Below are 14,643 nucleotides of genomic sequence, written 5' to 3'. Positions count from 1 at the left end.
GGCCATGCGCGGTGGCGCTGTCAAGCCGGCGGCGGCTGTTCGCCGGAGCCGCGGACGATGAGTTCGACGGGCAGGGTGACGGTCTCCGTTGGCCGGGTCGGGTCCGCAATACGCGGCAGGAGCAGATCGAACGCGAGGCGCCCGATCTTCCTGCTGTCCTGGGCGATCGCAGTCAACCCGGGCTGGAGAAGGTCGGCGAGCGGAAAGTCGTCGAACCCGACGATGGCAGGGACACCCGTTCGCGAGCCGAGCTGGCGCAGTACCTCGATGGTGGTGTTCTGGTTCCCGGTGATGAGCGCCGTGGCAGGCAGGTCGCCGCCGAGCACGATGGCGAGTGCCGCGGCGATCCGGGCGGGTTCGACCGCACCGGGGTGAACCATGTTGTCGACCGCTCCGCCGTTGGCCGCCGTGCACGCGCGGAAGGCGGCGGCGCGTTTGCTGCCGGTGTAGACGCGTTCCTGGTCGCCGATGTAGGTGATGCGGTGGTGGCCGTGCTGGACGAGGTGCCGGAACGCCATGCCGACGCCCGCCGCGTTGTCGGACACCACGGCGTCGGTGTCGATGCCCGCGTTGCGTCGGTCGACGGCAACGACCGACATCCCGGACTCGATCTCCGTGGCCAGGTATTGGTGATTGTCGCTGGTCGGTTCCATGATGATGCCGTCGACCCGGCGACCGCACATGGACAGCACCGCAGCGCGTTCCCGTTGGTCATCGTCGTCGGTGGCCATGGCCAGCACTGTCAGCCCGTGCACGCGGGCTGCCTGGTCGACGGCCCCAAGCAGCGGGTTCGGCCCAGCGATGCTGCGCACGGTGACGCCGACGATGCCTGTCGTTCCCCGGCGCAGTTGCTGTGCCCGTTCGTCGGGGGCGTAGTCCGGTGCCGTGATCGCTGCACGGATCCGGTCGGCGAGGTCGATACCGACGGTGGGGTCGTTGTTGACGTACCGGGACACGGTGCGCAACGCCACGTTGGCCTCGCGGGCGACGTCGACCATCGTCGGACGCCTGCGTCGGGGCCCGTCGGTATTCGTGTGATTGCGGTTGGTCATTTCACTCCCGGTTCACAGACGAACAGGTCTCCGCGCTCCGGCGGGTGGGCGCGCAGTGCCCGCACCAGCCATTGGTCGAGCCCGTCGATGTGCGCGGATGCCCGCGAGTGCGCGAGGTCGGGTCTGCGGACGGCGATCGCGTCGAGAATGGCACCGTGCTGCTCGCGGGTGCGCTCGACGGCTCCCTGTGCCATACCGCGCCAGAACCTCGCCCGCGAGGTGGGCCCGGCCATGCCCTCCAGGACGGAGCACATGACCGGGTTGCCGGCACCGGCGGCGATGAGCTGGCGGAACTGCGGGTTGTTCGCCACGAACTGTTCCACTGTCGTGTCCGGCCCCAGGTTGTCGATGACCTGGCGCAGGCGGGGCAATGCTGAGGGCGCTCATCCGCAGGCCGCCAGTGCGGGGCGGCCGGTTCGAGGACGCGGCGTACCTCCAGGAACTGCAGGACGGAGCCGTCGCGGTGCAGGTTGACGATGAAGCTGATCGTGTCCAGCAGACGGCCGGGCCGAGGCTGGAGACGTAGGTGCCGTCGCCATGGCGGCCTTCCAGGAACGACAGTACCCTGACCGCCTCGCGCAGAGAGCTGTTTGACAGCCCGAGGCGCTCGGCGAGTGCGGACTCCTTCGGCAGCCGGCCACCGGCATTCAGTTGGCCAAAGTGGATCATCTCCTTGACCTTCTCGATGGCGTCGTCGGTCACTGCCATACGGCACTTCCCAAAGGCCCGGCCGCGACGGACTGCGCAGGGACCTGCAGGCCTGTGTCGCGGTGGCGACGGTGGCTGGTGAAGCCGCGCCCGTTGACGTTGTGCAGTTCGCCTGCAGACGCGGTGATCGGCTCGTCAGGCACTGCGAGGTCGGAGTGGCCGGCGTACAGCCCGAACAGTCCGGCGATCACGGCTTCAGTGACCGCTACCCCGGAGTTGCAGTCGCGGTTGGAGACGCCACGCTCAGCGACGCGGTAGCGACCGTCCCCGACGGCCTCCATCGCCTGACCCCACAGACCACCCGAGGTACTGGCGTGGACCCGGCTCAGGAACCGCTGGGCGAGATCGGGCCGGCCGAGACGGCACAGCCCGTACGCGGTCGCCCCGGGCCATGCACCGAATGCTCCTGCGGCGCCATGGTCGGCCCGGTCGGAGTATGGCGCCACCGGGTCGTCGGGTGCCAGGGCGCGCATCCAGTCGCCGTCGAGGAGGTGTCGGGTGACGAAGTCGACCATCTCGATGCGTTGGGTGTCGCTGAGGTCTTCTGGCATGTCGGCGGCGACGAGTTGGAAGTCGAGGCAGTGTCCGATCGTCTCGTCGCCTTCGGGATGTGCGATGTTCCACCGGCCGCCTCGGGAGTACTGGCCGAGCACCGCTGCGCTAAGTTCGGTGGCTTCGGTGTCGGCGTGGTCGGCTTCGTCGGGTCGGCCGATGTGTCGCAGCAGCCGTGCCAGGGACCGCAGCATACCGACGTGCCCGGCGTTGAAGGACACGACCGCGTCGCGGTAGTTGGGGACGCATTCGAGGAGTTCCCACGGATCGCGTCCGAAGTCGCTGAGGATTCCGCCGCCGAAGTCCGCCCGCTGGGTCCGGTGTCGGTAGGCCATGGCGCGCAGGTGGTCCAGGACGGTGCAGCCCGCGGCGGTCGCGCCCAACAGCCCCAGATCCCCGGTGATGTCGAGGTACGCGCGCACGGTCCGGAACAGGGCGTGGTCGTTGGCGGTGTAGTGGTTGCCGATCGGTAGGAGATTGCGGGTGTCGAACGAGTGTGACCGGTGATAGGGCTGGGCCAGTGCGGCGAGGATCCACGCCCGGATCCCTGCCGGTTCGAGCAGCGACGCCGTGCGGGCCCATTCGGACTGGTCCCAGTAGAACGTGATGGTCGGGCCGAGGCGCGGTCCTCCGGTCAGGAAGACGGGCCCGAGAGGGCTGACCCCGGTGTTGCGCATGTAGATGGCCAGCAACGCGCCCAGGTAGTAACTGCGAGCTAGGCCGGCGTCGTGGCTGGTGAGGGTGGGGAGGTGACCGCTGAACTCGGTGTTGCCGGGGGTGAAGGCCGCCGCCCAAGTCTCGCGCCATCTCCTCGCGACCGTTTCGAACAGGGCGGGAAACTGTCTGGCCTGGCTGCGGGCGCCGCTGAGAACGTCGAGTGCATTGGTCCCGACATGAAGGACCGTTCCCAATACCACCGACGTTCCCGGGCTGACGGTGACGTTCCAGATGGCAACGCCGCCGGAGCCGTCAGTGCTCAGACTGTCCGGCGTCGTCCCGAACGCGTAGGCCGACCTGGCGGGACTGTGCGCGTCGACGACGAGAACCGTGTCGCCATGGCGCTCGGCCCGCCAGCGCTGTCCGCTCCACCACGGCCGGGTGGCGGCCGCGATAACACCGTCGACGACAAGCCTGACCCCTTCCCCGCCCACCTGCGCCGACACTCGGTGCCACGTGCCGGGGGACAGGAGGCTGGGAGCAAGGAGCAGCTCGCCGGCGGCGCGCAGCCACAGCGTCCCGTCGTCGAGCCCGAACTGGATGGAGTCCGGGTGATTGCCGTGTGTGAGCAGGACGCCGGTCTCGCCGGCCTGGTCGACCAACAGGTCGAAGGCGAGCGTCGCTCCGTCGGGCAGCGTCACGGGTTCGAGGCGGAGTTCCGCCTCCGCCCGGTCGAGACGGTACTCCACGGTACCGACCCGGGTCGGGGACTCGCGCGGGACGGAGACTTCGATGTCGCGGATCACCGCGCGGGCGGCGGGCGGCCGGGGCCGGGCCGCGTCGGGGCTGGTGTGGTCGGGCAGTTCGGCGTCCAGCAGCATCGGGGCCCCGTCCTCGTCGCGCTGGATGCCGGGGGTACGCGGGCTGCCGAGCCGGATGTGCCGGGGCCCCGGCGCGAGGAACTGGACCTGGCGGGGCCGGTCGGCCAGGACCTCGGCGCGGACACGTTCGGTGGTGAAGAAGTCGTGGTGGTGGCCGTCGTTCCATGGGGTGCCGTACAGCCAGCCCCAACCGGTCTCGGAGTGGGCGATCGGAGCCAGGAGTTCCTGCGAGACGGTGACCCGCACGGGCCGGGTGGTGGTATTGGTGAGTTCGGTGCGCCACGAGATGTCGGTACCCTCATAGCCCATCCGGGTGTCGGTGGTGACCGTTACCGGTCCGCATCCGGCCCGGCGACGCACGCCCCACGCGGACCACTGGAACTCCGCGGCCTCCGGTACGCGGCCGTCGATGCGGAGCACGCCGGTGTGGTAGCCGCCGCTGAACGGGGGGATGGCCAGCCATGACAGTGAGGTCAGGTCGGCGTTGACGTGGGCCTGGCCCCACTGGTTGCGCAGCGACGGCAGGTGGGCCAGGTCTGCCCGAGAGATCCAGTCGCCGCACAAGCTGTCAAGTGGCGGCACTGTCGGCGGCGGGGTCACTTGGAGGCTCCTGACATGAGTCCGTGCATGAATTCGCGCTGCCCGACCAGGTACCCGATCACGGGGATGACCGCAGCGAGGAACATGATCCCGAACAGCTGTCCGTAGTCGGTGGAGTAGGTTCCGACGGACAGGTACACGCCGGTCGTGATCGTCTGGCCCTGGAGCGGGCCGAGGATGAACAGCGGGTTGAGGAAGTCGTTCCACACCCACAGGCCGAGGAAGATGCTCACGGTTGCGGTGGCCGGGCGCATCACGGGCATGACGATCTGCCACCAGATCCGCATCTCCGATGCCCCGTCGATGCGGGCAGCCTCGATGATGTCCGGAGGGACCGAGCGCAGGAAGCCGACGTAGACGAACACGGCGAACGATAGGTACCCGCCGCCGACGTTGGACAGGATCAGCCCGGTGTGGCTGTGGTCCAGGCCGATTTGCTGCAGCAGGTTCACGATCGGCAGGAGGACAACCTGCGGCGGCACCATCAACCCAAGCGCGAAGAAGGCCAGCAGAACCGCCTTGACCCGGGGGGTCCGCTGGGAGATGTACAGGCTCAGAGCCGAGGCGAGGGGTACGAGGATCGCGACGGTAGCCACAGTCACGACGACCGAGTTGCCCAGTCCACCCTGCACGAGCCGGTCCGGGCGCTGCAGGGCGTGCAGGATGTTGTCGAACGTGAACGGCATGGGCGGTGCGGCCGGGTTGGCCAGGATGTGTTCCTGGTCCTTGAAGGCGCTGACAAAGGCGAGGTAAATCGGGAGAATGAATGCCGCCGTGACCAGCCAGGCGAAAACCGGGTGCATCGCGTGCCGCAGGCGCATGGCGAGCTGGGTGCTGTTCACAGCCGCACCTCTCTCTTGCGCAGCAGGTGGGTGACGACGTAGGCGAAGCCAGCCGTAAGTGCCAGTAGCAGCATCGCCAGCGCCGAGGAGTAGCCGAACAGGTTGTTGGTGAACGCCACCTGCACCAGGTAGTAGGCGGTCGACTGGGTGGTGTTGGCCGGCCCGCCGCCGGTCAGCACGGCGATGATGTCGTACAGCTTCAGTGTGGTGATCAGGCACAGCACGACGGTGATCGTGGTGCCCGGCGCGATCATGGGGACCGTGATGTGCCGGAACCTCTGCCACGCCCCCGCGCCGTCGACGCGGCCGGCCTCGTAGAGGTCCGGGGGGACCGAGCGCAGCGACGCGGAGTACACGACGGTGGCGAACGCGATCGTCACCCAGCTGACGACGACGCAGATCGACATCGTGGCCATCTGGGTGCTGCCCAGCCAGCTGATCGGCTCGTTGACCAGGCCAAGGCGCTGCAGGGACACGTTGAGCAGGCCATTCTCAGTGAGGATGCTGCGCCAGATGAACGCGACGACGACCCCGGAGACCACCTGTGGGATGAACACCAGGGTCCGCATGATCCGGAAGGCGCGGTTCTGGCGGTTGAGCAGCAGGGCGAACCCCAGCCCGAACGCATTGGCGACGACGGTCACGACCACCACCACGGTGAACGTGAACAGCAACGTCGCGCGCAGCCGCTCGTCGGTGAACAGGGCCTGGTAGTTGTCGACGCCCACGAACTGACTGTCGGCGCGCAGCGGGTTGCGGTCGGTGAAGCTCATCACCAGGCTCTGCAGCACCGGGTAGATCAGGAACGCGGTGTACAGCAGGATCGCGACCCAGGCGAAAGCGGCCAGACCCAGCGGGCGACGTGTGGTAGGGCGGGGGGACGGCACGGCGGGATCTCCTTTCCTTGCGATGTGCGGGGTCCGCGGCGGCCGTGGGCGACCGAGGCGCGGGCTTTCGGTGGCGGTCGCCCGGGGACGGCGGCCGCCACCGAGGCGACGGGAGTTGGCTACTTCACGGCCGCCTTGTCCCACGCCTTGTCCAGCGCGCCCAACTGACCGGCGACGTCGCCGTTGGTAAACAGCTGCTGCGAAACGGCGTAGAACAGGTCTGCCACGCCCGGGGGCATCGCGTCGTCGTTGGTGACCCAGCCTATGGAGCTGACCTTCGTGTTCTCCTGCCCGACCAGTGCGAACGCGTCGGTGTACACGGGGGTGACCTTCGCGTCGAAGTCCTCGAGCTTGATGTTCTTGAACATCGGGAACGCGCCGTCGGACTCGATCAGGGCCTTGAGGTTGTTGGGCGACAACGACCAAGCCTTGGCGAACGCGACCGCCTTCGCCGTATCGGCGGCCTTGGCGCTGACCGCGGTCGTCCCGCCGACATTGAACGGCACGACCAGCGAACCGTCGTCGGTGGGCAGCATGAACGTGCCGAAGCTGGCGGCCTGCTCGGGCTTGATCTGCCCGATGAACCAGCTGCCCATCGGGTACATGCCGGCCTTGCCAGCCAGGAACTGCGCGTTGGCGTCGGCGTAGTTGACACCGAGCGCGCCCTTGTCAAACGCCCCGGCGGTGATCAGGTCGCGCTGCTTCTGCACCGCGGCGACCACGTTGGCGTCAGTGAAGTTCGTCTTGCCCGCGTAGCGGTCGGCGACCCAGTTCTTGTTCTTACCCAGGACGTCGGCGCTGACCAGTCCGACCAGCGGCATGCTGGCCGACCACGGCTCGGCGCCGGCGAGTTCGATGGGGGTGACCCCGGCGGCCTTGAGCTTGGCGACCACGCCGACGAATTCCGCCCAGGTCTTCGGCACGCTGATGTTGTTCTTGGCGAAGATGTCCTTGTTGTAGAACACCATCGGCAGGATCTGCGAGTTTGTCGGCGGGATGTACGTCGCGCCCTTGATGCTGTTGGCCTCCGGCTGCAGGAAGTTGGCTTGCAACCACTCCTTGTCGAACGGCATGAGCAGCTTCGCGTCGATGAAGTCCTTCGGGTTGATCGACGCCAGCAGGTCGGGGAACTGCCCCGAGGCCTGCAACTGCTTGGCGTAGGCGTTGCGGTCCGCGCTCGGCGACACGATCTTGTTGATCTTGACGCCGGGGGTCGCCTTTTGGGCGTCGGCGATCGAGGTGTCCCAGAACTGGGCGGTCAGGGCCGGGGTCTCGAACGTGAGGAAGCTGAGGGTGCTGGTGCCGGCGGGGGTGGGGCTGCTGGTGGAGCAGGCGGTGAGGGCCAGGGTCGCGGCGATGGACAGTGTCAACACGACTCTGGAGCGAAGGGATTTCATGCTGTTCTCCTGGGGGTGGGACGAGAGATGCCCGATTTGAGACGGTCGTCAATCACGTCTCAGCTGGTCAGGCGGGCTGCGTTCGAATCACGGCTTGCGGGGCGCGCGCTGGAGATAACGCTATCTCAACTCCGGGAACCCGGAGCTTAGAGCGCGGGAGGTTCGATGTCAATGACTTTCCAGTGCGCCAACTTCCCTCGATCTATTGACTTGGGGTTACGGGAAGGTTTAGCTTTCGGCCCCAGCGTTACAACTCCACGCATCAAGATCATTTCTGGCTCTCACTAGAGGCGATAACGTTATCCAATCAGGCGTCCTGGGGGTTCGTCCGTTGAGGGCACCTGCACAGCTCGCGCCGCTGCGGAGGTGCCGCATGAGGCGGCCTCTCGGGACGGCCATACCGGGAGGTCACACCTCGGCGCGAGACCTTCAGGACCGCTTGTTGGCCAGGACTGCCCCCCGTCGCGCGGCCCGCCCTCGGGTGGCCCAACCCATTCAAGAGGTCATCGCCGCCTTGCCTGCTGCCCGACGGGGCACGACTGGTTCGTACGGATCGGCCTTGACCGGGTGACGTTCGATGAACCCTTCGAGCACCCCGAATGACGCATCCGCTCCACCACATCCCTGCTGAAAGGCGATCCCATCATCCGCCTGGAACACGAAGCGGACAGGTCGCTCGACCCAAACCCACAGGGCATCTATCTCTCTCCCGACGATGCGGGGCCGACTGGGAGGCGATGCTCGACACCGCCGGTCAGGTGGTCCGCCTGGATGCCGACCAGTGGGAGGGCGCCTGCTGCAACTGGGTGACCGCCAAATCGTCGGAGGCGATGTGGGACGAGGACGTGGCAATCGCGCTGCTCGTGCCAGACGCGCCGATGATCCAGTTCGGCGACTTCCGCTTAGGTCCACCGCCGAGTGCAGTACCGCGACAGGCAATCTGCCGCTCCTCGCCTGGCCCGTCAGGAACCACTGGGACACCAACCATCCCCTGACGCGGACCAGACGGATCCACCTGTGATACGGCGTCATCTCTATGCAGTGTGTCCGTGCACAGTGCCGCAGACCAGCACTACCGCGCCGCACGCGGCATCGACTTCGTCGTGACCTCTTCCTGTACGACCATCCATTCGAGGAGCACCTGCCATGCATGACGACCGCAACCTGGTCGAGGCCCGTCTCAAGCGGGTCCTGGAGGAACGGATCCGCCCCGCCGTCTATCCGGAGACGGTGCCCCTGCGGGTGGAGATCTGGGTCGCCCCTGATGAGCCCGTGCCGGTGGCCGAGGGGCTCGCGGCCCCCCGCATCCCGATCAGCGTCGGCGACCCGTGGGGCGCGCCATGGGGCACCAGCTGGCTGACGGTGTCCGGCACCATACCCGAGCACTGGGCCGGCCGGACGGTGGAGGCCCTGCTGGACCTGGGCTTCGACGCCAACATGCCGGGTTTCCAGTGCGAGGGGCTCGTCTATCTCTCCGACGGCACACCGGTCAAGGGGCTCAACCCGCGCAACCAGTGGGTCCGGATCGGCACGCCGGTCAGCGGCGGCGAGGAGGTCGTGCTGCATATCGAGGCGGCCTCCAACCCCGTGCTGCAGGACTATCACCCCTTCCAGCCGACGGAGCTGGGCGACAAACACACCGCCGGGGACAAACCGCAGTACACACTGACCCAGATGGACCTCGCGGTCTTCGACGACACTGTGTGGAACCTGGTCCAGGACTTGGAGGTGCTCGGCGAGCTGATGGTTGAGCTGCCGGTCGAGGGCGCCCGGCGGTGGGACATCCTGCGCGCCGTCGACCGCGCGCTCGACGCCGTGGACCTCCAGGACGTCAACGGCACCGCCGCCGCGGCCCACGAGCGGCTCGCCGAAGTGCTGTCAACCCCGGCCGAGCCGTCCGCGCACCGGATCAGCGCGGTCGGACACGCTCACATCGACTCGGCGTGGCTGTGGCCGCTGCGCGAGACCGTCCGCAAGGTCGCGCGGACCACGGCGAACATGACGGCGCTGCTCGACGACGAGCCGGACTTCATCTACACGATGTCGCAGGCCCAGCAGTACGCGTGGATCAAGGAACACCGCCCGGAGGTGTACGCCAAGGTGAAGAGGGCTGTGGCGTCCGGCAGGTTCGTGCCCGCTGGGGGCATGTGGGTCGAGTCGGACACCAACATGCCGGGTTCTGAGGCGATGGCGCGGCAGTTCGTGCACGGCAAGCGGTTCTTCCTCGAGGAGTTCGGCGTCGACAACTCCGAGGCGTGGCTGCCGGACACCTTCGGGTTCGCTGGCGGACTGCCGCAGATCATCAAGGCGGCCGGCTCGAAGTGGCTGCTAACCCAGAAGATCTCCTGGAGCCAGATCAACAAGTTTCCGCACCACACGTTCTGGTGGGAGGGCATCGACGGCACCCGGATCTTCACGCACTTCCCGCCGGTCGACACGTACAACTGCTCGATGCTGGGCCGGGAGATCGCGCACGCCGCCCGCAACTTCAAGGACAAAGGCCGGGCACGGCACTCCATCGCGCCGACCGGCTGGGGCGACGGCGGAGGCGGCACCACTCGGGAAATGATCGCCAAGGCCGCCCGGATGCGGGACCTAGAGGGCTCGGCAACGGTTCGATGGGAGACCCCGGCGGCGTTTTTCACGAAGGCCCAGGCCGAGTACCCAGACCCGCCGGTGTGGGCCGGCGAGCTCTACCTCGAGCTGCACCGGGCTACCTTGACTAGCCAGGCCAAGACCAAGCAGGGCAACCGGCGCAGCGAACACCTGCTCGTTGAGGCCGAACTGTGGTCGGCCACCGCCGCCCTGCTGGCTGGCGTGCCTTATCCGTACGCGGAACTCGACCGGATTTGGAAGACGGTACTGCTGCACCAATTCCACGACATCCTGCCCGGTTCCTCGATCGCCTGGGTGCACCGCGAGGCGGAGAAGACGTACGCCGCAGTCGCCGAAGAGCTGGGCGGTATTATTGGCCGGGCGCTGCTGGCGCTGGCCGGTGACCCTGGCAGCGGCACCGAGGTCGTGTTCAACGCGGCCCCGCACGCCCGGGCCGCGGTGCCGGCCGGTGGCGGAAGGGTCACGGCCCCGGCGGCGGACGGGTGCGCTGTCACGGCCCGCCCCGACGGCGGCTGGACGCTCAGCAACGGCTTGCTCGATGTCGCCGTGGACGCCCGCGGCCTAATCGTGTCCGCCTACGACATCGCCGCGCGGCGCGAGTCCGTTCCCCCGGGCGCCGCGGCCAACCTACTGCAGATCCACCCGGACTTCCCGAACATGTTTGACGCGTGGGACGTCGACGAGTTCTACCGCAACACCGTCACGGACCTGACAGGGGTCGACGGGATCACGGTCACCGTGGACACGCCGCGGAGGGTATCGATCCGGGTGGCCCGCTCCTTCGGCGCCTCGGGGGCCGTGCAGACGATCTCGCTGGCCGCCGGGTCCCGGCGACTGGACCTGGACACCGAGGTCGACTGGCACGAGCGGGAGAAGTTCCTTAAGGTGGCGTTCCCCCTCGACATCCACACCGACCGGTACGCCTCCGAGACCCAGTTCGGCCACCTTTACCGCCCGACACACACGAACACCAGCTGGGACGCCGCCAAGTTCGAGGCGTGCAACCACCGGTTCGTCCACTTCGATGAGTCGGGCTGGGGCGCGGCGCTGGTCACCGGCTCCACCTACGGTCACGATGTCACCCGGGCAGTCCGCGCGGCCGACCAGGGCACCACCACGACGGTACGCGCGTCGCTGCTGCGGGCCCCGCGCTTCCCCGACCCGCACACCGACCAGGGCGTACACCGGTTCCGGCACGCACTCGTCGTGGGATGCACCATCGCCGACGCGGTGCGCGAGGGCTACGCGGTCAACCTGCCCGAACGGGTACTCGCCGGTGATGCGGCGGTCCAGCCACTGTTCGCCGTGGACGACGACGCGGTGGTGATCACAGCCGTGAAGCTGGCCGACGACGCCAGCGGAGACGTCGTGGTCCGGTTCTACGAGTCGCTCGGTGGCCGGGCGAGGGCACGTCTGACGCCGTCCTTCTCCTTCACCGACGTCACAGCCTGCGACCTTCTCGAACGGCCCATCGAGGAGTTCGTGGCCGTTGAGGATAGGGCGGTCAGGCTCCGGCTGCGGCCCTTCGAACTGGTCACGCTCCGGTTCCGGCGCGCCGTCGACGGGGAGCGGTAACGATCGAGGCGGGCTTACCTTGTGGATGATCTTAGCTTGACTCTGTCGGGGATCTTGGTCACCGCCCCCTCAACTGACGGCTCGCCACGAACGTAGGCGCGGGATGCCCCGCTGATCGAGGTGGTCCTGGAAGGCTGTCGGCGGTCGTGGCGGCCGGCTTTCGTCGGGGGCCTGCTTGCTGAGGCGTTCCGCATCCGTCATGTCGGACGGGTAGTGCGGCGCACGCCGCCCCGCCGCGATCGCCCCGTACTGTGAACGAAGCAGTCACACGCCAGAGTGTCCGAAGTGGCATCGACCGGCACAGGGATGGTGAACTGGTACGGCAACGGGCCTCCTGGGCCGGAGGGTTGGTCTCGACAACCGCACTCCTACCAAGAGGCCCGTTCGTCTATGCCTGCCCTGCGGCCAGCATGAACGTTCGAGGCATCCCCGGCCCGGCCCCACCGAACACCACCCGGTTCACCACCACGCTCTCACCTTGTCGTTTTACCTCCGGTGATCGGCTTGAGGTTGTTCGATCTGGTCACCCACATGGGGATCTGCCGGACAGGGCGACGACCTCCGTCTCACGCTGTGTGATGTCGAGTCGCACAACGGAGCCGGAGGTCGTCTGTGTCGATTGTGGTCCCTGAGGCCGTTCGCCAGCGGGCAATCGCGGAACTGTCGTCCTTTCGAATGGACTTGTACGCCGCGATGCCCCGTCGTGCGGATGCACTCTTCGAGCTGTCGGACGCCCTGCTGTGCACTGACGGGCCGGTCCGAGCCCTGGTCGAGCTGGCCCTGGCGCCCGAGCACCGGCGCTCGCACGCCTCCCTCTACGCCGCCCTGAACCGCGGGGATCTCGATGCGGACCGCCTGCGGTGCGCGATCGCGGCCCGCAGCCTTCCCCGCGGCCCCGGCGGACGGATCGTGCTCGCCGTCGACGTGACCGCCTGGCTGCGGCCGGACGCCAACACGAGCGACGCCCGCTCTTTCTGCCACACCTACGGCCGACGGGAGAACACCCACGAAATGGTGCCCGGCTGGCCCTACTCATTCGTCGCCGCCCTGGAACAAGGCTCGACCTCCTGGACGCACAGCGCCTGGAACCGGGTGCCGACACCGCGGCCGTCACCGCCGCCCAACTCCGCGAGGTCCTGCGCTGCGTCTTCAACGCCGGACACTGGAAGATCGGCGACCCGCCGGTACTGATCGTGGCGGACGCCGGCTACGACGGCCCACGCCTGGCCTGGCTCCTGCGGGATCTGCCCGTCCAGGTCGTGGTGCGGATGCGCTCCGATCGGGTCTTCTTCAATCCCGTGCCCGACGACCACCGCATCGGCCCGAAAGGCGGCCAGCCCCCGCGTCACGGGGCCCGGTTCGAGCTTGCCGCCTCCGCCACCTGGCACGAGCCCGACAGCGACAGCAAGCACGCGACCCGCCGCTACGGCACCGCTCGCGTCCGTGCCTGGCACCGCCTGCACCCGCGCATCTGGCGCCGCTCGGCCTGGAGCGACTATCAGGGCCAACTACCCATCGTCGAGGGAACCTTGATCCGCCTCGACGTCGATCACCTGCCTTCCGGCGGCACCCCGAAGCCGGTGTGGTTGTGGTTCTCCGGACCCACGCCCTCCGGCGCGGACACCGACACCGCATGGCACGCGTTCCTGCGACGCTTCGACCTGGAACACACCTAATCCTTTGTGAAGGCGGTTCCAAAACGGTCCGATGGGCTGGGACTGTCTGCCGTGACGGACGCCTAGGGCGCGTATCTGGTTGTGATCAATCTGTGGATTTCGCCCCCACAGCGAGGCCTGATCCGGTAGATCAGGCTGTGTGACACGACAGCAACTGACGGATGCGGAGTGGGAGTTCATCGGGCCTTACCTGCCGATCGGCGAGTACGGCCCGTACCCCGAGCGACTGCGGCAGCAGTTCGAGGGGGTGATCTGGCGGTTCAAGACGGGCGGGCAGTGGCGAGAGATGCCGAAGGAGTTCGGCGCCTGGCCGACCGTCTCCAACCGCTTCCGGCAGTGGCGGGACGCCGGCGTCTTCGAGGCCCTGCTGGAGGGCCTGATCGCGGAAGCCGCGAAGCGCGGTGAGGTGGACTTGTCCCTGGTCAGCGTCGACTCCACCACCGCCCGCGCCCACCACGACGCCGCCGGGATGCACCTTGACGAGGATGTCGTCACCGCCCTGGAGAAGGCCGCCGCCGAAGAGGAGAAGGCCCGGTCAAAAGGGGCGACCACGAAGGACGAAACGGGCAGGACGCCGAAGCCGATCCCGAGCGGGAAGAACGACGACGTATCCGGCGTCGGCACAAACTCCGACTGAAAGCCGCCCTGCTCGGACGCTCGAGGGGCGGGCAGACCAGCAAGATTCACGTCGCCGGCGACCGGAAGTGCCGCCCGCTGGCGTTCGTCCTGACCGCGGGGCAAGCCGCCGACAGCCCGCAGTTCATCCCCGTGCTCAAGAAAGTCCGGGTCCGCGGGCCCGTCGGCCGTCCCCGCACCCGTCCCGACGCGGTCGCCGGAGACAAGGCCTACTCGTCCCGCGGCAACCGGGCCTACCTGCACAAACGCGGCATCAAGGCAGTGATACCGGAAAAGAAGGACCAGGCCGCCAACCGGAAGAAGAAGGGCTCCAGGGGCGGCCGGCCCGTCAGCCACGACGCCGACCTCTACAAGGAACGGAACACCGTCGAGTGAACCGCCCCGGGTTCGGTGGAGACTCGAAATCGTGTAAGGATTCGAGTCATGGCACGTCCCTCCTCCTACCCGCCTGAACTGCGCCGTCGTGCGGTGCGCATGGTCGCCGAGGTCCTCGGTGACTACCCGAACGAGTCGGCCGCGCTGCGGGCCGTCGCCGAGAAGCTGGGCATCGGCTCAGCCGAGACC

Annotated in this window: 7 protein-coding genes and 4 pseudogenes; 5 read left to right on the top strand and 6 right to left on the bottom strand. The window is 67.9% G+C overall.

Annotated elements, in window-relative coordinates; genetic code table 11:
• Positions 1–20: 20 nt before the first annotated feature.
• From ACIOFR_RS37885 to ACIOFR_RS37860, 6 genes and pseudogenes are all read right to left on the bottom strand, one after another.
• The gene (locus ACIOFR_RS37885; RefSeq protein ID WP_401004707.1) at positions 21–1,052 is read right to left on the bottom strand and encodes a LacI family DNA-binding transcriptional regulator; all 1,032 of its coding nucleotides are present in this window, start codon (positions 1,050–1,052) and stop codon (positions 21–23) included.
• Positions 1,049–1,760: pseudogene (locus tag ACIOFR_RS37880) on the bottom strand (FadR/GntR family transcriptional regulator). Before ACIOFR_RS37880 ends, ACIOFR_RS37885 begins: the two are co-directional and overlap by 4 nt.
• Entirely contained in the window at positions 1,751–4,450 is a 2,700-nt protein-coding gene (locus ACIOFR_RS37875) for a hypothetical protein (protein WP_401004705.1), read from the bottom strand. The pseudogene ACIOFR_RS37880 and the gene ACIOFR_RS37875 overlap by 10 nt, the downstream one beginning before the upstream one ends.
• Entirely contained in the window at positions 4,447–5,292 is an 846-nt protein-coding gene (locus ACIOFR_RS37870) for a carbohydrate ABC transporter permease (RefSeq protein WP_401004704.1), read from the bottom strand. The genes ACIOFR_RS37875 and ACIOFR_RS37870 overlap by 4 nt, the downstream gene beginning before the upstream one ends.
• Positions 5,289–6,179, bottom strand: a complete 891-nt coding sequence (locus ACIOFR_RS37865) for a carbohydrate ABC transporter permease (RefSeq protein ID WP_401004702.1) — start codon at positions 6,177–6,179, stop codon at positions 5,289–5,291. Before ACIOFR_RS37865 ends, ACIOFR_RS37870 begins: the two co-directional genes overlap by 4 nt.
• Positions 6,180–6,298: 119 nt before the next feature.
• Positions 6,299–7,552: an ABC transporter substrate-binding protein gene (locus ACIOFR_RS37860; RefSeq protein WP_401004700.1), complete on the bottom strand. Its 1,254-nt coding sequence runs from the start codon at positions 7,550–7,552 to the stop codon at positions 6,299–6,301.
• A 761-nt stretch (positions 7,553–8,313) separates the two neighbouring features.
• Between ACIOFR_RS37860 and ACIOFR_RS37855 the strand changes: the two genes are divergently transcribed.
• From ACIOFR_RS37855 to ACIOFR_RS37835, 5 genes and pseudogenes are all read left to right on the top strand, one after another.
• Positions 8,314–8,571, top strand: a complete 258-nt coding sequence (locus ACIOFR_RS37855) for a hypothetical protein (RefSeq protein ID WP_401004699.1) — start codon at positions 8,314–8,316, stop codon at positions 8,569–8,571.
• Between the two features lie 151 nt (positions 8,572–8,722).
• Complete coding sequence (locus ACIOFR_RS37850) at positions 8,723–11,767, top strand: alpha-mannosidase (protein WP_401004698.1); 3,045 nt, start codon at positions 8,723–8,725, stop codon at positions 11,765–11,767.
• 675 nt (positions 11,768–12,442) lie between these two features.
• Positions 12,443–13,443, top strand: a pseudogene (locus ACIOFR_RS37845) (transposase).
• A 139-nt stretch (positions 13,444–13,582) separates the two neighbouring features.
• Positions 13,583–14,451, top strand: a pseudogene (locus ACIOFR_RS37840) (transposase); the annotation flags it as partial.
• A gap of 51 nt (positions 14,452–14,502) precedes the next feature.
• Positions 14,503–14,643, top strand: a pseudogene (locus ACIOFR_RS37835) (IS3 family transposase); the annotation flags it as partial.

The sequence above is a fragment of the Kitasatospora sp. NPDC088346 genome, from assembly GCF_044740765.1.
Taxonomy (GTDB): Bacteria; Actinomycetota; Actinomycetes; order Streptomycetales; family Streptomycetaceae; genus Kitasatospora.
The sequence above is the reverse complement of the archived record's forward strand: the minus strand, read 5'-3'. Positions and strand labels throughout refer to the sequence as shown.

Excerpts from the sequence above, each read along its gene's own strand:
- ACIOFR_RS37850 (WP_401004698.1), top strand. The coding sequence starts at position 8,723 with ATGCATGACGACCGCAACCTGGTCGAGGCCCGTCTCAAGCGGGTCCTG.
- ACIOFR_RS37855 (WP_401004699.1), top strand. The coding sequence starts at position 8,314 with ATGCTCGACACCGCCGGTCAGGTGGTCCGCCTGGATGCCGACCAGTGG.
- ACIOFR_RS37885 (WP_401004707.1), bottom strand. The coding sequence starts at position 1,052 with ATGACCAACCGCAATCACACGAATACCGACGGGCCCCGACGCAGGCGT.